Genomic DNA, 18,161 nt, shown 5'->3' with positions numbered 1-18,161 from the left:
CAATCGCGGGGCAAGTCGAGTCGTCGCACCGCCGCCCCCACCGGCTATGCATTAACCCGGCGCACGCCCACCCTGACTGAGACCGAACAGCAGTAACAGCAGGTCATGGTCCGGCTTGGCCTCCACCTGCGGTTTGATCAACCGTGGCAGCGGGCACTGCGCCGCGTTGGCGGCATGGCTCAACACCTCTGGCCCGGGTTCCTCCCAAGCCGCCACAGCAGCAGTAGCCGCCGCCAGGGCAGCCACAAGAAACAAACCTCGAGCGATTTCTAGTTTCATTGCTCTAAACCTTTGACAGCGCTGCCAAACGCCATCTGATAAAAATAGAGCAGCTTTTGCCACTCTGCGTCATTGAATGACGAATGGCGGCGCAATTGCTTCAGGTCATTGGCTGCAGCGCGTTGGCAACTGATGCGGCGGCGGCACTTTTCCAGGTCCAGCAGCGCTACTTCGGCTCGCGCTTCGTCGCCTTCACCGACCACCTTGATGAACACATGCTTGCCGTACAGGCAGCCATGCTGCCAATGGCCACGGTGCATACGCGCCAGGTTCTCGGCCAGGTCCTGCAGCATGCGCTCATGCAGGGTCTGGCTGTAACGCTCGCGCGCACCGTTGGCGTACCAGTTGTCGCAATCCTCAAAGCCGTCCAGGGCCTCGCTGACCAGCAGGGCGCGCCACTGATGGTCGGCATCACGCTCGACCCCGCAATAAACGATGTGCGGCACCCGCACACCCAATTGCTCAAAGCTGTTGAGCGCATCATATTCACGCAACACCGTCGGGCGGCCGAACGGGTGCATCAAACTGCGGTAGATATGGCCAATCTGACGTTTGGAATACAGCACCTGACCATTTTCACCACTCAGCCGCTGTACCCCACTTTCCCCACCCCGGCGCTGGTTGGGAGCCTCGACCCACTCGCCCTGCTGTTGCCAGAAGTGATCGAACCGGTTGTTCCCCGTCGTTGTCCCTGAGCGCTCTACCGCCATGCCCTGCTACCCCTTACGCAATACGTATACTCGCCACATGGCATAGAACGGTAAAAAGTCCAATCGTTCCTGAATGCGGAAACCGGCAGCCTGAAATTCTTCTTCAACCGTAGCAACCGGTAACACAAAGCGGTTTTGGTAACTGCCCTTTCCGGTCTCAGCGTAACGACGTTGTTCCAGCTTTTTCCGGCGCCAGGCTTTGAAGTTGCCGTCTACCCACAATGACAGAATCACACTGTCACGGGTAACACGTTGAAATTCAGAGAGAATTTCTTTGCGGTGGGCGGCCTCACCAATGTGGTGCATCAGTCGCATACAGAAAATGCTATCGACCGAGTTATCCGGCAAGTCGATAGCGAAGGCTGAGGTCTGCAAGGTGCGTACCCGCTCGACGATATGCGCAGGTTGCGACTTGGTGGCAGTCTCCAGCATGGCCTCGGAGTTGTCCGCACCAATGATCACTCGATTGGGCTTCTCCGCCAGCATCGGCCAGAAGCGGCCGGCACCACACGGCAAGTCGAGCACCAGACCAGGCTCACCGGCCAGCGCCAGGGCACGGCGGGCCAGTTGTTCATCACGTTGATGAGACAAGCGCCGAGCCAGGCCGTCTTGATGCTTGAGAAAGTACTCCTGGGCATGTTGCTGGTCGTACTTCTCGGAAAACTCGAGTTTGATGGGGCTACGCATGGTGCATCTCCTGACTCCAATCTGCCCACCTTAAGCAGGCAATCGTTGGCGTCAGGTCATGCGCATGTGAAAATTTCGTTAGTCGCCCTGTTAAAAGTTACAGAACATTTCACAATTACTCGATCGGACGGCCCGGAGCACGGGTCAAGTCGACACGAAAGCGGCAGCCGTGGGGCACCATCGCGGTCAAGCTGACGGTCCAGTTCTGGTCATCGCAAATCCGTTGTACCAGCGAAAGCCCCAGACCAAGACCTTCCCCGCGCCGCTCATCGCCGCGAACAAACGGCCGGAACATGGCTTCACGCTGCTCCTCGGGAATACCCACGCCACTGTCCTCGACCGTAAAACCTGCAGGCTCCAGGGTCAGGCGGATAAAGCCATAGTCCGTGTAATGCGCGGCATTGCGCAGCAGATTGCCCATTACCGCCTGCAGGAAGGTGGCGTTGTACAACGTCGGCAATCCCCCCTTGGCGTCATAAAGCAGCGTCAGACCTTTCTGCTCGATGGTGTCGCGCCAGACACCGACCAGATCATCGGCCACCTCCTTGAGGCTCGCCTGCGAGGCCACCGCGCCTTCATCGCGCTGGGCCCTGGCCAGCATCAGGAAGGTTTTCACCAGTTCCTGCATCTCTTCCGTGGCCCTGGCGATCCGCTCGACCTGCGAACGTGTACGCGGATCGATATTCGGGTTGACCAGCAACAACTCGCAGGAGCTCGCCAGTACCATCAAGGGCGTTCGCAGCTCGTGGCTGACATCGCTGGTGAACAGGCGCTCACGCGTCAAGGCATCGCGCAAACGCCCCAGGGTATCGTCAAAGGCCATGGCCAGCTGACCCACTTCGTCGGCGGCGTAATCCGGTGCCAGTGGCGGCGCCAGCCCCAGCAACTGGTCACGATGGCGCACCTGTTGCGCCAAGCGGATCACCGGCGCCATCACCCGTCGCGCCAGCACCCAGCCGAGGAACACGGCCAAAGCCAGACTGAGCACAAAGCCCACCACGACAATGGCAAACAGCACCCGCTCACGTTCTTCGAAATCACTCTGATCTTGCAACAGCACATAGCGCCGCCCGTCCACCACTTCGACCATGGCGTGATAGGACAGTTGCTCGCGGAATACTTCGTGAAAACCCGGATTAAGGTGACGCAGGTCCTTGGGCAGTTCGAATTCGTCACGTCCGCCGCTGTAGTAAAACAGCTGGTCCGGTCGCGGACGGTGGCTCCAGTCATTGACGCTGTCCATGCGCAGCAGGCGCTGCAGGTCTCCTCCCAGTACAGCCGAGATCAAGCGCTCTTCAACCAGATGCACGGTGGCCACGATGCCAAAGGCGAAGGCGCCGGCCACCAGCGCACTCATCAAGGCAAAGGCGATGATGATCCGCTGGGCAAGGCTTTGCTTAAACTCCATCACGGCCCTCGGCAAGGCGGTAGCCGACACCGTGGACGGTATGTAGCAGGGCCTTTTCGAACGGCTTGTCGATCACCTGGCGCAACTGATGGACGTGGCTGCGCAGGCTGTCACTGTCCGGGCAGTCATCCCCCCAGAGCGCCTCTTCCAGCACTTCACGACGCAGTACATGGGGGCTCTTCTGCATCAGCACCGCCAGCAGTTTCAACCCCACAGGGTTGAGTTTGAGCAGTTTGCCGTCGCGGGTGACTTCCAGGGTATCGAGGTCATACACCAGGTCGCTGACCTGCAAGGTGCGCCGTCCACCACCCTGAGCCCGGCGCAGTACCGCTTCGATACGCGCAGCCAGCTCCGACAGGGCAAATGGCTTGAGCAGGTAGTCATCGGCGCCCGAGCGAAAGCCTTGCAGGCGGTCATCGAGCTGATCGCGGGCGGTAAGCATGATCACCGGGGTGTCTCGCCGGGCGTCTTCACGCAGACGCTTGCACAGGGTGTAGCCATCGATCCCCGGCAGCATGATGTCGAGCACGATCAAGTCATAGTGTTCAGTGGCGGCCAGGTGCAAACCCGACAGTCCGTCCTGGGCACAATCGACCGTGTAGCCTTTAAGGCCCAGATAGTCGGCCAGATTGGCGAGGATATCGCGGTTGTCTTCAACCAGTAGAATACGCATGGGGTTCTCCCGTCCGGGGCATTTGCCTGCTTGGCAGGCGCAGCTTACGGCCATCGGTCACGCGCGGCTAGGTCGGCGCGACTTTATTGCAGGCTAACGTTTTTTTCACTCAGTCTTCACGGACAGGTTATAGCGGCCACCCGATAATTGCCGGTTGGGACTGTCCCTTCGACCTGCCTGGACCTGCCATGCCGCTACCTGCCCCTTCTCGCCCGCTCAACCTGTGGATTGCCCTCGGCATCCCCGCAGCCGCCGCACTGACACTCATCCTGCTGGAACTGACCTCACTGGACATGGACCTGGCCAAGCTGGCATTCGACCCGGTTGCCGGCCAGTTCATCGGTCGGCATAGCTACTTCCTCGAAGACATCCTGCATGACCGCGCCAAACAAGTGGTGATCGCCCTCAGCGTAGGAGCCATTGTGGCCTTCATCGGCAGTTTCTTCTGGCAGCGCCTCAAAGGCTGGCGTCGGGAGCTGGGCTATCTGGTCCTGGCCATGGGCCTGTCGACCAGTTTCGTCACCCCGGTCAAAGCGGTTACCGCCGTGCAGTGCCCCTGGAGCCTGAAGGAGTTCGGCGGCAAGGAAACCTACAGCGAACTGCTCAGCCCTCGCCCGGCCACCGACAAACCGGGTCGTTGCTGGCCTGGCGGCCATGCAGCCACCGGTTTCACCCTGTTTGCGCTGTTCTTCGCCCTGCGTGACCGCCGCCCACGCCTGGCCCGTGCCACCCTGCTGTTCGCGTTTGCTCTGGGCACTGTGTTTTCGATAGGACGCATGCTGCAAGGCGCACACTTTTTCTCACACAACGTGTGGACCGCGGTGTTCTGCTGGTTGATCAGTCTGGGCTGCTATTACTGGGTGCTGTATCGCAAACCTGTGGTGGTGGGAGCGGGCTTGCCCCGCGATGCGCTATTGACTGAAAGCCCGTAATCGCGGTGTAAACTGCACCGCCGCAGCACCGGGGATGCTCCGGACAACAGGCACAAAAAAGCCCCGCATTTAGCGGGGCTTTTTCTTAAGCGGTAAGGCTGGCTTACATCATGCCGCCCATGCCGCCCATACCACCCATGCCGCCCATATCAGGCATGCCACCGGCAGCACCTTCTTGCGGAGCATCAGCAACCATGGCTTCGGTAGTGATCATCAGACCACCGATCGAAGCAGCAGCTTGCAGTGCCGAACGGGTGACCTTGGCTGGGTCCAGGATGCCCATTTCGATCATGTCGCCGTACTCACCGGTAGCAGCGTTGTAACCGAAGTTGCCCGAACCTTGCTTGACCTTGTCGACCACTACGCTTGGCTCGTCGCCGGCGTTGGCAACGATCTGGCGCAGCGGAGCTTCAACAGCGCGACGCAGCAGCTGGATACCGACGTTCTGGTCTTCGTTGTCGCCTTTGAGCTCGGAGATGGCCTGCAGCGAGCGAACCAGCGCAACACCACCGCCAGGCACCACGCCTTCTTCAACGGCTGCACGGGTAGCGTGCAGGGCGTCTTCAACGCGGGCTTTCTTCTCTTTCATTTCGACTTCGGTGCCAGCACCGACCTTGATCACGGCAACACCGCCAGCCAGCTTGGCCAGACGCTCTTGCAGTTTTTCACGGTCGTAGTCCGAGGAAGTCTCGGCAACCTGAGTGCGGATCTGGGCGATACGCGCTTCGATGTCACCTTGTACACCAGCGCCGTCGACGATGATGGTGTTTTCCTTGGACAGGGTCACGCGCTTGGCGTTACCCAGGTGCTCCAGGGTAGCGGACTCCAGGCTCAGGCCGATTTCTTCGGAGATCACGGTACCGCCGGTCAGGACGGCGATGTCCTGCAGCATGGCCTTGCGGCGGTCGCCGAAGCCAGGTGCCTTGACCGCAGCAACCTTGACGATGCCGCGCATGTTGTTGACCACCAGGGTAGCCAGCGCTTCGCCTTCAACGTCTTCAGCGACGATCAGCAGCGGACGGCCGGCCTTGGCAACGGCTTCCAGAACTGGCAGCAGTTCGCGGATGTTGGAGATCTTCTTGTCAACCAGCAGCAGCAGCGGGCCATCCAGCTCGGCAACCATGGTGTCTGGCTTGTTGACGAAGTAAGGCGACAGGTAGCCACGGTCGAACTGCATGCCTTCTACGACCGACAGTTCGTTTTCCAGGCCCGAGCCTTCTTCAACGGTGATCACGCCTTCTTTACCAACTTTTTCCATGGCTTCGGCGATGATGTCACCGATGGAGTTGTCGGAGTTGGCGGAGATGGTGCCTACCTGAGCGATGGCCTTGGAGTCGGCGCATGGCTTGGACAGGGACTTCAGCTCTTTGACGATGGCGATGGTGGCTTTGTCGATACCACGCTTGAGGTCCATCGGGTTCATGCCGGCAGCAACGGCTTTCAGGCCTTCGCTGACGATGGCCTGAGCCAGAACGGTGGCGGTGGTGGTGCCGTCGCCAGCTTCGTCGTTGGCCTTGGAGGCAACGTCTTTGAGCAGCTGGGCGCCCATGTTTTCGAAGGCGTCTTTGAGTTCGATTTCTTTGGCAACCGACACACCGTCTTTGGTGATGGTCGGAGCGCCGAAGCTCTTGGCCAGAACAACGTTACGGCCTTTCGGGCCCAGGGTGGCTTTTACAGCGTCAGCCAGAACGTTGACACCAACGAGCATTTTCTTGCGGGCGGAGTCGCCGAATTTTACGTCTTTAGCAGCCATGATCGTTTAATCCTTGAATACTTTGGAGTAACGGGAAACCAGCGGAATCAGCCTTCGATAACAGCGAGAATCTCGTTCTCAGCCATTACCAGCAGGTCTTCGCCGTCAACTTTCACAGTGTTGCTGCCCGAGTAAGGGCCGAAAACCACCTTGTCACCCACTTTCACGGCCAGCGCACGCACTTCACCGTTGTCCAGGATGCGACCGGTACCTACAGCGACGACTTCGCCACGGTTAGGTTTTTCAGCGGCCGAACCTGGCAGAACGATACCGCCAGCGGTTTTCGATTCTTCTTCGCTGCGACGGATAACGACGCGGTCATGCAGAGGACGAAGCTTCATTGTCGATCTCTCCTAATTGTGGTTTTCATCGGCCGGTATCGACACCGGCGGGTTGATGCTTGCGGCGTAGCCGCTCGTAGCTCGCGGTGCGAACCACGCATGTAATGTCCGGGGCATTTCCCCGGAAACCTTGCGGTAACCCCTACATGAGGTCGCCAAGATCAATTACAAGGCTTGCTGATGAAATTTTTTAGCGATCCGCCCGCGCAATGCAGAACGGCCCCGTCGGGGGCCGTTCAGTCTAGCGCTTGCAGGGTTACAGATTGCGGGGGTCGCGTGGTTCGCGGGGATCGTGATGCTCGTACTCACCCTCGATCACGTTCGGCTGCCGAGGCTGGCCGCCAGGGCTGCCCGGGCGGGTCATGAACGGGTCATCGCCAAACGCCCGCTGGCGCATGGCCTGGGCTTCGGCACGCTCACGCATCTTGCGCCCGAGCAGGCGGCGGGTGAACGGCAGCAGGCAGATCAGGCCGATCACATCACTGATAAAGCCTGGCAACAGCAGCAGGCCGCCACCGAGGGCCAGCATCAGGCCCTGGAACATGTCCTCCGCGGGCAGTTCGCCACGCTGCAGGCTCTCGCGGGCACGCAGGGCGGTGGCCAGACCGGCCACCCGCACCACCAGCACACCCAGGGCGGAGCCGGCAATGATCAGCAGCAGCGCCGGGAAGAAGCCGATCGCGGTGCTGACCTTGAAGAACACATACAGCTCCAGCACCGGGAAAATCAGAAACAGCAATAGAAAAGCACGCATCAATGGTTCCTCTGCGCAAGATGTCCTTGCAGTACACCTTTAATGGATGCGCTCAACCGCTATTTCAACCCTGAACGCTTTCACGCGCTGGCCATTGATCGGCGCGAGCCAGAAAAACCAGGGCTTCGCGCACTTGTATCGGCGTATTGCAAGGTACGGCGAACGGCAGCCAGTACACTCCCTGGCCGATGCGCAGGTGCATGCCCTCGCTGTCGATGCCGACCATCTGCGCCGCAGTCCCCTGCGGCAGGCCGCTGAGCTGGACGTAATGCGCGATGGCATTGGCATGGTCGCTGTTCATGTGCTCGATCATGCTCAGCTCGGCCTTGCCGGCAAACGGATTGGCCAGGCTCAGGTGGTCGACCCAATGGATCGCGCCAAAGCCGCCAATATAGCGGTGACGTACCGGCTTGAGCACCCAGAAGTCGAAATCATGCGCCTTGTGATAATTGCTCGAATCGGGGAAATAGCGGTAATAGCGCTCGGCAGCGGCTTCGACCTGCGCCGGTTCCTCAAGCTTGTGGGCATGGGCCAGTACGGTCAGGCGACCAACGGCCTGCACATCTTCAGCGTCACGCTCACCGACCAGCAGCGAGCACTTGGGATCTTTCTGCAGGTTGTGGGTGTGCTGGGCGATGCGGCTGATCAGGATCAGCGGGTTGCCGTCGGCATCCAGGCAGTACGGCACCACCGAACCGAAGGGAAAGCCCGGCATCGACTTGGAATGGGTCGACAGGACTCCACGGTATTCCTTGAGCAGCAGCTCCCGGGCCTGTTGTGCGACTTTAGCGCTCACTGTGTGACTCCCGACGCGAGATCGTTTTGAAGGCTGGCCGCAGGTGAAGCGCGGCCATGAAGGTAACCGTCAAAATAATCATTATCGCCGGTGGTTGCCAGCAGACTTACCAGGTCACGCCAAAGCCTGCGGTGTAACGGGTCTTGTCCAGGTCGCTATCGCGGGTGCCACTGATGACATCCTTCTCGGCCTTGAGGTTGAGCGAAGCCCATTCGGTGACCTTGTAGCGCAGGCCGACTTCGGCATCCAGGGCATAGTTGGCCACGCCGTCCAGCGGTTTACCGACTTCACCGTTGGTGAAGAACTCGACCCGCTTGCCGATCAGGTAGCGGTTGTAGTCCCACTTCATGGCCAGGGAATAGAAGTTGTCCTTGCCACCATCGGCATATTCATAGTCGGTACGGTTGACCAGGGAGCCCAGGGAGAAGGCGCCCAGCTCATCATCCCAGAACTGGTAACCGGGGCCGGTACCCACGGTGCGCTGGCGGGCCAGGTCTTCGATATGGTCGCGCTTGTACTCAAGACGCCCTTGCCAGAACCATTTTTCGGTGAGGAAGCGGTCCAGCGCGTATTCGGCGCTCCAGTTGTTGGTGGTGGTGACGTCGTCCTTGCTCTCGCGGTTGTATTCGCCTTCGGCCTGGTGGCGCCAGCGGCCATGGCGGGCGGTGGTCTTGAAGTCGATGTCATAGTCATCGCTGTCGGACTCGGCGCGCTTGTAGTCCATGGCCAGGTCGACATTGCCCTTCCACGACAGGTCTTCGATCACCGGTTTGGGCTTCATGATCTGCTGGATACTGGCCAGCTCGACAGTCTTGGGCGCCTCGCCATTGGCCAGGGTGACCTTGCCATCTTCAGCGGCACTCAGCGATTTGGCTTTCTCGCCGGTGTAGGCGTCCTGCTTGACCAGCAACTCCTGGTCGCTTTCCAGCGTCTTGACCTGCTTCCAGTCCAGCGCGACCGAGCCAGCGTACTGAGTCTTGAGCAACAACTTGCCACCATCAAAAACGGTGATTTTGCCGCTGAGCCGGTCACCATTTTTCATCCACACCGTATCAGCAACGGCAGTAGAACAGGCAAAAACGGCGACAAGGCTCAACAAGACTCTAGAAAACATAAGCAAGGACGGACTCTGGTTTGCAAAAAAGTCGGGCATTATCCAGATACCCGCCCGTAGAGCAAGGACTGACCCACCCCATGCCAATGAGTTCAATTCCTGTTTGCCCGGTAAACGCCCCGGTTTCAGCGCTAACGCCTGCGAGGCTGCGATGAAGCCGACGCCTGGTGATCCGACAGAAAACGCGCAAGCCCGACGAATGGCACTCTATCTGGTGCTTGGCCAAGTGCCAGCGGGCAAGGTCGTCAGCTACGGCCAGCTTGCCGAACTGGCCGGGCTGGGACGCGCAGCGCGCTGGGTCGGACGTACCCTCAGTCAGTTGCCGGCCGACACCCAATTGCCCTGGCACCGGGTCCTGGGTGCCGGTGGACGTTTGAGCCTGGCACTGGGCACGCCCTCAGGCGACGAACAGCGTGCACGCCTGCGCGCAGAAGGTGTCACCCTGCACAATAATCGTGTGGATATGTTGCGCCATGGCTGGCGCCCGATGGAGCACAGCGGTTAGAGTGCGCGCTTTGTTTTCGTAAACTTGAGGCAGATGTTGGCCCATGCCCCGTAAAACCTGGCGCGCTGCGCTCGCTGCCTATGCCAGCCCGTCTACCTTGGTGCTGTTGCTGCTTGGCTTTGCCACCGGCTTGCCCTACATGCTGGTGTTTTCGACCCTGTCGGTGTGGTTGCGTGAGGCCGGGGTGGCCCGCGAGACCATCGGTTATGCCAGCCTGATCGGCCTGGCCTATGCCTTTAAATGGGTCTGGTCGCCACTGCTCGACCAATGGCGCCTGCCGTTGCTCGGCAAGCTCGGTCGACGCCGCTCCTGGCTGGTGCTGTCGCAGGTTCTGGTGGTAGTAGGACTTGTCGGCATGGGCTTTTGTGATCCGCAAAAACACCTGTCCTGGCTGATTGCCCTGGCCGTGCTGGTCGCCTTTGCCTCGGCCACCCAGGATATCGCCGTCGACGCCTACCGCCTGGAAATCGCAGACGATCAGCGCCAGGCCGCACTTGCCGCCAGTTACATGGCCGGTTATCGGGTCGCCGCGCTGCTGGCCACCGCTGGCGCGCTGTTCTTTGCCGAGGGTTTCGGCTCTACCGGCTTCAGTTATCTGCATAGCGCCTGGACCGGCACCTACGTACTGTTCGGCGTGCTGATGCTGCCTGCGGTGATCACCACCCTGATGATGCGCGAGCCGCCGGTCCCGCTGCGCACGCAGTTGTCGGCTGCCCGTTATGGCCTGGTCCATCAGCTGGTCTCGGTGTTCGTGCTGATCGTTCTGCTGGTGTCGGTACCGGCGACCTTCACCCAGTTGTACAACACCGATTTCGCCAGCGTGCTGTTCGACGGCACCAGCCTGCTCGATCTGCTGCTCGAAGACCGCGCCTTCCTGCGCGCGATCCTCTACATCACCCTGACCGCTCTATGCCTGTCGTCCATGGGCCGCCGCGGCCTGGCGCCGGTGCTGACGCCGGTCAACGACTTCATCCTGCGCTACCGTTGGCAGGCTCTATTGCTGCTCGGGCTGATCGCCACCTACCGGATGTCCGACACGGTCATGGGCGTGATGGCCAACGTGTTCTATATCGACCAGGGATTCACCAAGGATCAGATCGCCAGTGTCAGCAAAATCTTCGGCCTGATCATGACCCTGGTCGGCGCCGGCATGGGCGGCTTGCTGATCGTACGCTTCGGCATTTTGCCGATCCTGTTCATCGGCGGCGCAGCCTCGGCGGCCACCAATATCCTGTTCCTGATGCTGGCGGACATGGGCCCGAACCTGCAGATGCTGGTGGTGACCATTTCCCTCGACAACTTCAGCTCGGGCCTGGCCACCTCGGCATTCGTCGCCTACCTGTCGAGCCTGACCAACCTAAAGTTCTCCGCTACCCAATACGCGCTGCTGAGCTCGATCATGCTGCTCCTGCCGCGCCTGATCGGCGGCTACTCCGGGGTCATGGTGGAGAAGTTCGGCTATCACGACTTCTTCCTGATCACTGCCCTGCTCGGCGTGCCGACCTTGATCCTGATTGCCCTGCACTGGCACCAGGAAGCCGGCAAGGGCAAACAGATACCGGACGACAATCCGATCGCCGAGCAGCAGCGCCCCTGAGCCTTTCTGAGGCGAGTGCCGGTGTTATTCCGGCATCGCTTCGGCTTGCTCGGCGCAAGCCCCCAGAACGACCCTCAACGGCCATAGCGCCAGGATGCCCGCCATTCCCGCCGCCAAGGCGAAACTCAACAGGCTGGCACCGGCACCGAGCATCGCCAGCAAAGCGCCGCCCAGCCCCAGCAGGGCAATGGTAATCATCCCCAGCATGGCCGAAACCAGGCCCTTGCTCTGCTCGCTGGAGAACAGCGTCATGCGGTACAGCACGGCGTTGGCAATGCCCAGGCCCAGGGCGTAAACCGACAGCCCCGCCACCAGGCTGGGTACGCCGGGCACCAGCCAGGTGGCCAGCATCATGCCCAGCAGCCCCGCCAGGAAAGGCCAGAGCGCTCGCCGCACCAGGCTCTTGAGCGGGTAACGATCAGCAATGCGGTTGATGATCAGGTTGCCCAGGATCAGGCCACCAAACACCGGCAACTGCCACAGGGCATAGTCCAGGGTACTCAAGCCTTCATCGTGAATAAGCAGCACCGGCGACAGCCCGATCCAGCCGATCAATGGCAGGCCGACCAGGCCGAGGGCCGCGCTTCCCGCCACAAACTGGCGGTTGCCGAGCAATTGCACATAGCCGGCCAACAATGATTTCAGGTGGATCGGCTGGAACGCCAGGCGCGAGCCATCACGGCGCTCGACGCCCAGCGTCTCCGGCATGAAGCGGTACAGCGCCAGCCACGACAGCACTGCGCAAGCGCCGAAGATCACGAACAGCCAACGCCACGACACCCACTCCAGCAACAAAGTGCCAACCAGCGGCCCGAGCAGTGGCGAAAGCAGCGCGATATTGGCCAGTAGCGCCATCATCCGCACCGCGTCGGCTTCGCTGAAGGCCTCGTTCAACGCCGGGTAGCTGACTGTCACCACAAAGCCCAGGCCGATGCCCTGCAACAGCCGCAGCAGGTTGAACAGTTCGATGCCCTGAACCCAGAAAGCCGCCAGGCAGGTCACACAGAAAATCGCACAGCCCACCAGCAACAGTGGCCTGCGGCCATAGCGATCCGCCAGCGGACCGATCAGCCATTGCAGCAGCACACCACCAAGCAGGTACAAGTTGAGGGCGTGGGGAATGTACGCAGGACTGGCATCGAGATCGGCGACCACTACGGGCATGGCAGGCATCACCACATCGCTGGCGAGGTAGGTCAGCAGCTCGAAAAGCGCCAGGGTCATGGCGAAGCAGAAGGCTCGCAATGGCGTGATGTTGATCAGGGGGGTGAGCATGTTAGGACCGGGCAAACAGAGGTAAGCCAGCCTATATGCCAGAAACACCGGGGCGCAGGTAGCGCGAAGACGTGAACAAGTGTAATGGGGGGGGAGAAAGCATCGCGGGGCAAGCCCGCTCCCACAGGGTGCTCTGATGAACCTGTGGGAGCGGGCTTGCCCCGCGATCAGGCCGGTACTTACTGCACAGCAGCTTCCTGCACTACGCGGATCACCCGCTGCGGGAAGGGAATGTCGATACCCTCTTCCTTCAGACGATCACGCGCATGCTCGTTGAGCATGAACAGCACATCCCAGTAGTCAGCAGTGTTCACCCAGATCCGCAAGGACAGTGTGATCGAGCTGTCACCCAGCAGCGAAACCACGGCCTGTGGCGCCGGGTCCTGATGTACGCGTGGATCTTTGGCCAGCTCCAGCAACACCTGACGGGCCTTCTGCAGATCGGCCTCGTAATTGACGCCGACATCGAACACCACTTTGCGGGTCGGCTGACGGTTGGTGTTGGTAATGATGCCGTTGGACAGGCTGCCGTTGGGCAGGATCACCGTCTTGTTGTCACCGGTACGCAGCACGGTGTGGAAGATCTGGATGCTGTCCACAGTGCCGGAAACACCTTGAGCTTCGATCCAGTCACCCAGACGGAACGGACGAAACAGCAGAATCAGCACGCCACCGGCGAAGTTCGCCAGGCTGCCTTGCAGGGCCAGACCGATGGCCAGGCCGGCAGCACCGATGGCGGCGACAAACGAGGTGGTCTCGATACCGATCATCGAGGCAACACTGACCACCAGCAGAATCTTCAGAATGATGTTCGCCAGGCTGCTGATAAAGCCTTGCAGCGCCAGGTCGGCATTACGCAAGGCAAGCAATTTGCCCAGACGGTAGGTCACCTTGTTGATCACCCACCAGCCAATGGCCAGGGTCAGCAGCGCCAGCAACAGGCGGCTGCCGTATTCCATGATCAAGGGGATCCAGCTTTGCGACGTTTTAACCAGCTGATCGACTTCAGCACTCAAATCCATAATGTTCTCCTGATGCCGAAGCAAAAGCTGTAAAGATCACGCCGCAATCGTTTCAGCGGCCATAGAAACCTCGGACGCCAAAACGGCGCCAAGGTTCCCGAAATGCTTCGATCAGTCGCGGAAGTTGTTGAACTGCAGCGGCATACCGAATTCTTTGGCGCGCAATGCGGCAATGGCTTCCTGCAGGTCGTCACGCTTCTTGCCGGTGACGCGTACCTGCTCGCCCTGAATGGCGGCCTGGACCTTGAGCTTGGCATCTTTGATATGAGCGACGATCTTCTTCGCCAGCTCCTTGTCGATGCCTTCCTTGAGGGTGGCGTCCTGCTTCATCACTTTGCCCGAAGCGTAGGCATCCTTCACTTCCAGGCACTGCACGTCGATCTTGCGCTTGACCAGGGCCAGCTTGAGGATCTCGATCATCGCTTCGAGCTGGAATTCGGCTTCGGCAGTCAGGGTGACGGTCAGTTCCTTTTCCTTGAACTCGAAACTGCCCTTGCCCTTGAGGTCATAGCGACGGTCCAGATCCTTGACCGCGTTTTCCACGGCGTTGGTGACTTCGTGCTTGTCCAGTTCCGATACCACGTCGAACGACGGCATACCTTCTCTCCATAAAATAAACGCACGCTCGCGGCTCTGATGAAAGAGCGCGATGGAGCGCGCAGGGTTTGACGGTTAAAATACCGGCTCATTATAACGGTTGCGAAACGCTGATGAGCAGCATCTGGCATATTCTCGGCGCCGGCAGTCTGGGCAGCCTCTGGGCTTGCCGTCTGGCCCGTGCGGGCAAAGCGGTCCGGCTGATCCTGCGCGATGCAGAGCGCCTCAAGGCCTATGAAGCGGCGGGCGGCCTGACCCTGATCGAAAAAGACCAGGCCCAACTGCACGCGATTCCGGCGCAAACCGCACACGACACCACGCCCATTCATCGCCTGCTGGTCGCCTGCAAGGCCTATGATGCCGAGCACGCCGTCGCGCAACTGGCGCCACGCCTGGCCCACGGCGCCGAACTGATCCTGCTGCAGAACGGCCTGGGTAGTCAGGACGCGGTCGCCAATCAGGTCCCTCACGCCCGCTGCATCTTCGCCTCTAGCACCGAAGGTGCGTTTCGCCAGGCCGACTGGCAGGTCAATTTCGCCGGACACGGCTTCAACTGGCTGGGTGACCAGGCCAACCCGCTAGCCCCGGAGTGGCTCGATGACCTGAGCGATGCCGGTATCCCCCATGAGTGGACGCCTGACATCCTCACCCGACTGTGGCGCAAGCTGGCGCTCAACTGCGCAATCAACCCGCTGACCGTGCTGCACGACTGCCGCAACGGCGGCCTTGAGGAGCACCACTGTGAAGTGGCCACGCTCTGCGCCGAACTCAGCGAGCTACTGCAATGCTGCGGCCAGCCCGAAGCCGCCGACGGCTTGAGCGAAGAAGTTGAACGGGTGATCAAGGCCACCGCCGCCAACTACTCTTCCATGTACCAGGATGTTCGCCAGGGCCGGCGCACCGAAATCCACTACCTGCTTGGCCACGCCTGCCGCGTCGCCAGCCGCCACAGCCTTGAGCTGCCGCACCTGGAACGACTCTACCGGCGTCTGCTCGAACACCTGAGTGCACGCGGATTGCCCTGCGACTGAACGCAGCGTTACCCTGCCCTTTCACCCACAGACCGGGATCCCGCTATCACATGACGCTGCGCGAACGCCTGGAAAATCTGCCGGTCGGCCAGAAGCTGCTGGCCGCCCTGCTGGTACTGTTGATCACTATTTTGCTGGTGGCCAACCTGACTTTCATCAGCGCCGCTTACTGGATCTCCCAGGAGAGCATGGCGCCACAGGCGTTGCAGACCATCGGTCGACTGGTGGCCAATCCACAACTTGCCTCGCAGGCAGCCGACTCACCCGAGACCGCCAAGGCCCTGCTCAAAGAGCTCGACAGCTACACCCCCTTGCGGGCAGCCGCGGTGTACGGCGGCGATGGCAAACTGCTCGCACAGTTGCAGCATGGTGAGCAACTGCCCTTGCCTACCCGCTACCGCCATATCGAGAACTGGCGCCTGACCGAGTTTCGCAGCACCCAGCTGACCAAACTGACACGCCCCGGCAGCCCACCCGGCTACTTGCTGATGGTCGCCAGCAGTGAACTGCCGATGGCCTTCTACACCGGTATTCTCACCGCCAGTCTGGGCATCCTGGTGTTCAGTATCCTGTTGTGGATGATCATCGCCCGGCAGATCAAGCGCCTGATTACCCAGCCGATCAACCAGCTCGAACAACTGTCACGCCAGGTTACCCGCGAGGAAAACTACTCCCTGCGCGCCCAACGCGGCAACGACGATGAAATCGGCAGCCTGGCCGAAGCCTTCAATACCATGCTCACGCGCATTGAAGCGCGTGAACAGCAGCTCAAGCGCGCCCGTGACGAGTTTCAGGATGCCTATGACCAGGCTCAGGGCCTGGCCGAGGAAACCCGCCATACCAACCGCAAGCTCGAGCTGGAAGTCCAGGTTCGTAGCAAGATCGAGAAGAAGCTCACCGGCTTTCAGAACTACCTCAACAGCATCATCGACTCCATGCCCTCGGCATTGATCGCCCTCGACGAACAACTCTACGTGACCCAGTGGAATCAGGAAGCCAGCGCCCTGTCCGGCACGCCGCTGGACGAAGCACTGAACCAGCCGATCTTCCTCGCCTTCGAGCCGCTCAAGCCGTTCCTGCCGCAGCTCAAGGAAAGTGTCGAGAAACACCGGGTGGCGAAGATCGAACGGGTGACCTGGACCAAAGACGACGATGCCCGGCATTACGCCCTGACGTTCTATCCATTGATGGGCGGCGGCGGACGCGGCGTGGTTATCCGTATCGACGACATCACCCAGCGCCTGTCCCTGGAAGAGATGATGGTGCAGTCGGAGAAGATGCTCTCGGTTGGCGGCCTGGCCGCTGGCATGGCCCATGAAATCAACAACCCGCTGGGAGCGATCCTGCACAACGTGCAAAATATTCGCCGGCGCCTGTCACCGGACCTGGCGAAGAACCAGGAGCAGGCCAGCGAACTTGGCATCGACCTGCCCATCGTCAACCGCTACCTGGAAAGCCGCGAAGTGCCGCAACTGCTGGACGGCATCCAGCAGGCCGGGGCCCGCGCCGCCAAGATCGTCACCCATATGCTCAGTTTCAGCCGGCGCAGCAACCGCCAGCTGGCCCCCTGCGACTTGCCGGCGCTGATCGACCAGGCGGTGGAGATTGCTGGCAACGATTTCGACCTGACCATCGGCTTCGACTTCAAGGGCCAGGCCATCATCCGTCAGTTCGATCCCAACCTGGGACCGGTGCCATGCACCGCGAACGAACTCGAACAAGTACTGCTCAACCTGCTAAAGAACGCCGCCCAAGCCATCCACCTGCGTGAAGACGACAGCGAGCCGGGGCGCATCATCCTGCGCACCCGGCTCAATCCGCCCTGGGCGGAGATTCAAGTGGAAGACAACGGTGTCGGCATGCCGGAAGCGGTGCGTAAACGCACCTTCGAGCCGTTCTTCACCACCAAGGAAATCGGCCAGGGCACCGGCCTGGGCCTGTCGGTGTCGTATTTCATCATCACCAACAACCACAAGGGCCAGATGGAGGTGCAATCGGCACCGGGGCAAGGCACCTGCTTTACCTTGCGCCTGCCACTGGCCAACAGCTCGCCGACCGCGGTCGAGCCCCACAAAATGGAGTCATGAACATGGGCTTTCGCTTGTCGAAGATCTACACCCGTACCGGCGACAAAGGCGAAACCGGCCTGGGTGACGGCCGTCGGGTGCCCAAGGATCATCCACGGATCGAGGCCATTGGTGAGGTCGACAGCCTTAACAGCCAGTTGGGGCTGCTGCTGGCCGGATTGGCCGAGCACAAGCTGGAAGAAGTGATCGAGGTTCTGGCGCCCTGCCAACACCGCTTGTTCGATCTCGGTGGCGAGCTGGCTATGCCCAGTTATCAGGCACTGAACGCGGCGGAAGTGGAACGCCTGGAAGCGGCTATCGACCGCTGGAACGAGGAGCTGGGACCGCTTGAGAATTTCATCCTGCCCAGTGGCTCTGCGCTGATTGCTCAAGCCCATGTGTGCCGCAGCCTGGCACGCAGTGCCGAACGGCGCTGTCAGCAACTGAACAGTGTCGAGCCGCTGGCTGGGGTTGGGTTGGCATATATCAACCGGTTGTCGGATTTGCTGTTTGTGGCGGCGCGCTTGATCGGCCGGCGTCAGGGAGTAGCTGAAGTGCTTTGGCAGGCAGCGGCGAAACCGTAAGGGCCATCGCGGGGCAAGCCCGCTCCCACTGCTTGGA

The 18,161-nt window shown here is 60.6% G+C and carries 19 protein-coding genes; 6 read left to right on the top strand and 13 right to left on the bottom strand.

The window, feature by feature from the left end:
• Positions 1 to 51 precede the first annotated feature (51 nt).
• From PSAKL28_RS04910 to colR, 5 genes are all read right to left on the bottom strand, one after another.
• Positions 52 to 279 (bottom strand): hypothetical protein, encoded by a 228-nt coding sequence (locus PSAKL28_RS04910; protein WP_038607308.1) that lies wholly within the window; start codon positions 277 to 279, stop codon positions 52 to 54.
• Positions 276 to 989: a lipopolysaccharide kinase InaA family protein gene (locus PSAKL28_RS04905; RefSeq protein WP_038607305.1), complete on the bottom strand. Its 714-nt coding sequence runs from the start codon at positions 987 to 989 to the stop codon at positions 276 to 278. Before PSAKL28_RS04905 ends, PSAKL28_RS04910 begins: the two co-directional genes overlap by 4 nt.
• A gap of 6 nt (positions 990 to 995) precedes the next feature.
• Positions 996 to 1,676, bottom strand: coding sequence for a class I SAM-dependent methyltransferase (locus PSAKL28_RS04900; protein ID WP_038607302.1), 681 nt, complete (start codon positions 1,674 to 1,676; stop codon positions 996 to 998).
• Positions 1,677 to 1,791: 115 nt separating this feature from the next.
• The gene (locus PSAKL28_RS04895; RefSeq protein WP_038607299.1) at positions 1,792 to 3,084 is read right to left on the bottom strand and encodes a sensor histidine kinase; all 1,293 of its coding nucleotides are present in this window, start codon (positions 3,082 to 3,084) and stop codon (positions 1,792 to 1,794) included.
• On the bottom strand, positions 3,074 to 3,757 hold the full coding sequence (gene colR / locus PSAKL28_RS04890; protein WP_038607297.1) for a two-component system response regulator ColR: 684 nt from the start codon (positions 3,755 to 3,757) through the stop codon (positions 3,074 to 3,076). Before colR ends, PSAKL28_RS04895 begins: the two co-directional genes overlap by 11 nt.
• 188 nt (positions 3,758 to 3,945) lie before the next feature.
• Here colR and PSAKL28_RS04885 point away from each other — a divergent pair, with 188 nt between their 5' ends.
• Positions 3,946 to 4,689 (top strand): phosphatase PAP2 family protein, encoded by a 744-nt coding sequence (locus PSAKL28_RS04885; RefSeq protein ID WP_051939170.1) that lies wholly within the window; start codon positions 3,946 to 3,948, stop codon positions 4,687 to 4,689.
• Between the two features lie 103 nt (positions 4,690 to 4,792).
• Here PSAKL28_RS04885 and groL read toward each other — a convergent pair whose 3' ends face one another.
• From groL to PSAKL28_RS04860, 5 genes are all read right to left on the bottom strand, one after another.
• Positions 4,793 to 6,442, bottom strand: coding sequence for a chaperonin GroEL (gene groL / locus PSAKL28_RS04880; RefSeq protein ID WP_038607294.1), 1,650 nt, complete (start codon positions 6,440 to 6,442; stop codon positions 4,793 to 4,795).
• Between the two features lie 47 nt (positions 6,443 to 6,489).
• Positions 6,490 to 6,783, bottom strand: coding sequence for a co-chaperone GroES (locus tag PSAKL28_RS04875; protein WP_003260750.1), 294 nt, complete (start codon positions 6,781 to 6,783; stop codon positions 6,490 to 6,492).
• Between the two features lie 256 nt (positions 6,784 to 7,039).
• Positions 7,040 to 7,537 (bottom strand): FxsA family protein, encoded by a 498-nt coding sequence (locus PSAKL28_RS04870; RefSeq protein WP_038607289.1) that lies wholly within the window; start codon positions 7,535 to 7,537, stop codon positions 7,040 to 7,042.
• A 64-nt stretch (positions 7,538 to 7,601) separates the two neighbouring features.
• On the bottom strand, positions 7,602 to 8,333 hold the full coding sequence (locus PSAKL28_RS04865) for a HugZ family pyridoxamine 5'-phosphate oxidase (protein ID WP_038607288.1): 732 nt from the start codon (positions 8,331 to 8,333) through the stop codon (positions 7,602 to 7,604).
• Positions 8,334 to 8,439: 106 nt separating this feature from the next.
• Entirely contained in the window at positions 8,440 to 9,447 is a 1,008-nt protein-coding gene (locus tag PSAKL28_RS04860) for a DUF481 domain-containing protein (protein ID WP_038607285.1), read from the bottom strand.
• A 151-nt stretch (positions 9,448 to 9,598) separates the two neighbouring features.
• On the opposite strand from PSAKL28_RS04860, the gene PSAKL28_RS04855 reads away from it, so the two are divergent.
• Positions 9,599 to 9,952 carry an MGMT family protein gene (locus PSAKL28_RS04855; protein ID WP_038607282.1) on the top strand — a complete coding sequence of 118 codons (354 nt, stop codon included), beginning with the start codon at positions 9,599 to 9,601 and terminating at the stop codon, positions 9,950 to 9,952.
• 43 nt (positions 9,953 to 9,995) lie between these two features.
• On the top strand, positions 9,996 to 11,549 hold the full coding sequence (locus PSAKL28_RS04850) for an AmpG family muropeptide MFS transporter (protein ID WP_038607279.1): 1,554 nt from the start codon (positions 9,996 to 9,998) through the stop codon (positions 11,547 to 11,549).
• A 24-nt stretch (positions 11,550 to 11,573) separates the two neighbouring features.
• On the opposite strand, the gene PSAKL28_RS04845 is transcribed toward PSAKL28_RS04850, so the two are convergent.
• The 3 genes from PSAKL28_RS04845 to PSAKL28_RS04835 all read right to left on the bottom strand — a co-directional run bounded on the left by PSAKL28_RS04845 (position 11,574) and on the right by PSAKL28_RS04835 (position 14,443).
• A complete protein-coding gene (locus PSAKL28_RS04845) occupies positions 11,574 to 12,824 on the bottom strand; it encodes an MFS transporter (RefSeq protein WP_038607276.1) in 1,251 nt (416 codons plus the stop codon).
• Between the two features lie 179 nt (positions 12,825 to 13,003).
• Complete coding sequence (locus tag PSAKL28_RS04840; RefSeq protein ID WP_038607274.1) at positions 13,004 to 13,846, bottom strand: mechanosensitive ion channel family protein; 843 nt, start codon at positions 13,844 to 13,846, stop codon at positions 13,004 to 13,006.
• Between the two features lie 111 nt (positions 13,847 to 13,957).
• A complete protein-coding gene (locus PSAKL28_RS04835; RefSeq protein WP_038607272.1) occupies positions 13,958 to 14,443 on the bottom strand; it encodes a YajQ family cyclic di-GMP-binding protein in 486 nt (161 codons plus the stop codon).
• 113 nt (positions 14,444 to 14,556) lie between these two features.
• Between PSAKL28_RS04835 and PSAKL28_RS04830 the strand changes: the two genes are divergently transcribed.
• The 3 genes from PSAKL28_RS04830 to PSAKL28_RS04820 are packed head-to-tail and all read left to right on the top strand — an operon-like array spanning position 14,557 to position 18,124.
• The gene (locus tag PSAKL28_RS04830) at positions 14,557 to 15,474 is read left to right on the top strand and encodes a putative 2-dehydropantoate 2-reductase (RefSeq protein ID WP_038607268.1); all 918 of its coding nucleotides are present in this window, start codon (positions 14,557 to 14,559) and stop codon (positions 15,472 to 15,474) included.
• 50 nt (positions 15,475 to 15,524) lie between these two features.
• On the top strand, positions 15,525 to 17,561 hold the full coding sequence (locus PSAKL28_RS04825; protein WP_038607266.1) for a sensor histidine kinase: 2,037 nt from the start codon (positions 15,525 to 15,527) through the stop codon (positions 17,559 to 17,561).
• A gap of 2 nt (positions 17,562 to 17,563) precedes the next feature.
• A complete protein-coding gene (locus PSAKL28_RS04820) occupies positions 17,564 to 18,124 on the top strand; it encodes a cob(I)yrinic acid a,c-diamide adenosyltransferase (RefSeq protein ID WP_038607264.1) in 561 nt (186 codons plus the stop codon).
• Positions 18,125 to 18,161 lie beyond the last annotated feature (37 nt).

This window comes from Pseudomonas alkylphenolica (assembly GCF_000746525.1).
Taxonomy (GTDB): domain Bacteria; phylum Pseudomonadota; class Gammaproteobacteria; order Pseudomonadales; family Pseudomonadaceae; genus Aquipseudomonas; species Aquipseudomonas alkylphenolica.
Note: the sequence above shows the minus strand (reverse complement) of the source record. Positions and strands in the feature narration are given on the sequence as shown.

Bases quoted from the DNA above. Each gene is read 5' to 3' on its own strand.
- PSAKL28_RS04840 (WP_038607274.1), bottom strand. From the start codon at position 13,846: ATGGATTTGAGTGCTGAAGTCGATCAGCTGGTTAAAACGTCGCAAAGC.
- PSAKL28_RS04855 (WP_038607282.1), top strand. From the start codon at position 9,599: ATGAAGCCGACGCCTGGTGATCCGACAGAAAACGCGCAAGCCCGACGA.
- PSAKL28_RS04875 (WP_003260750.1), bottom strand. From the start codon at position 6,783: ATGAAGCTTCGTCCTCTGCATGACCGCGTCGTTATCCGTCGCAGCGAA.
- colR (WP_038607297.1), bottom strand. From the start codon at position 3,757: ATGCGTATTCTACTGGTTGAAGACAACCGCGATATCCTCGCCAATCTG.
- PSAKL28_RS04900 (WP_038607302.1), bottom strand. From the start codon at position 1,676: ATGCGTAGCCCCATCAAACTCGAGTTTTCCGAGAAGTACGACCAGCAA.
- PSAKL28_RS04860 (WP_038607285.1), bottom strand. From the start codon at position 9,447: ATGTTTTCTAGAGTCTTGTTGAGCCTTGTCGCCGTTTTTGCCTGTTCT.
- PSAKL28_RS04910 (WP_038607308.1), bottom strand. From the start codon at position 279: ATGAAACTAGAAATCGCTCGAGGTTTGTTTCTTGTGGCTGCCCTGGCG.
- PSAKL28_RS04825 (WP_038607266.1), top strand. From the start codon at position 15,525: ATGACGCTGCGCGAACGCCTGGAAAATCTGCCGGTCGGCCAGAAGCTG.
- PSAKL28_RS04845 (WP_038607276.1), bottom strand. From the start codon at position 12,824: ATGCTCACCCCCCTGATCAACATCACGCCATTGCGAGCCTTCTGCTTC.
- PSAKL28_RS04885 (WP_051939170.1), top strand. From the start codon at position 3,946: ATGCCGCTACCTGCCCCTTCTCGCCCGCTCAACCTGTGGATTGCCCTC.
- PSAKL28_RS04895 (WP_038607299.1), bottom strand. From the start codon at position 3,084: ATGGAGTTTAAGCAAAGCCTTGCCCAGCGGATCATCATCGCCTTTGCC.
- PSAKL28_RS04835 (WP_038607272.1), bottom strand. From the start codon at position 14,443: ATGCCGTCGTTCGACGTGGTATCGGAACTGGACAAGCACGAAGTCACC.
- PSAKL28_RS04905 (WP_038607305.1), bottom strand. From the start codon at position 989: ATGGCGGTAGAGCGCTCAGGGACAACGACGGGGAACAACCGGTTCGAT.
- PSAKL28_RS04830 (WP_038607268.1), top strand. From the start codon at position 14,557: ATGAGCAGCATCTGGCATATTCTCGGCGCCGGCAGTCTGGGCAGCCTC.
- PSAKL28_RS04820 (WP_038607264.1), top strand. From the start codon at position 17,564: ATGGGCTTTCGCTTGTCGAAGATCTACACCCGTACCGGCGACAAAGGC.
- PSAKL28_RS04850 (WP_038607279.1), top strand. From the start codon at position 9,996: ATGCCCCGTAAAACCTGGCGCGCTGCGCTCGCTGCCTATGCCAGCCCG.
- PSAKL28_RS04870 (WP_038607289.1), bottom strand. From the start codon at position 7,537: ATGCGTGCTTTTCTATTGCTGTTTCTGATTTTCCCGGTGCTGGAGCTG.
- groL (WP_038607294.1), bottom strand. From the start codon at position 6,442: ATGGCTGCTAAAGACGTAAAATTCGGCGACTCCGCCCGCAAGAAAATG.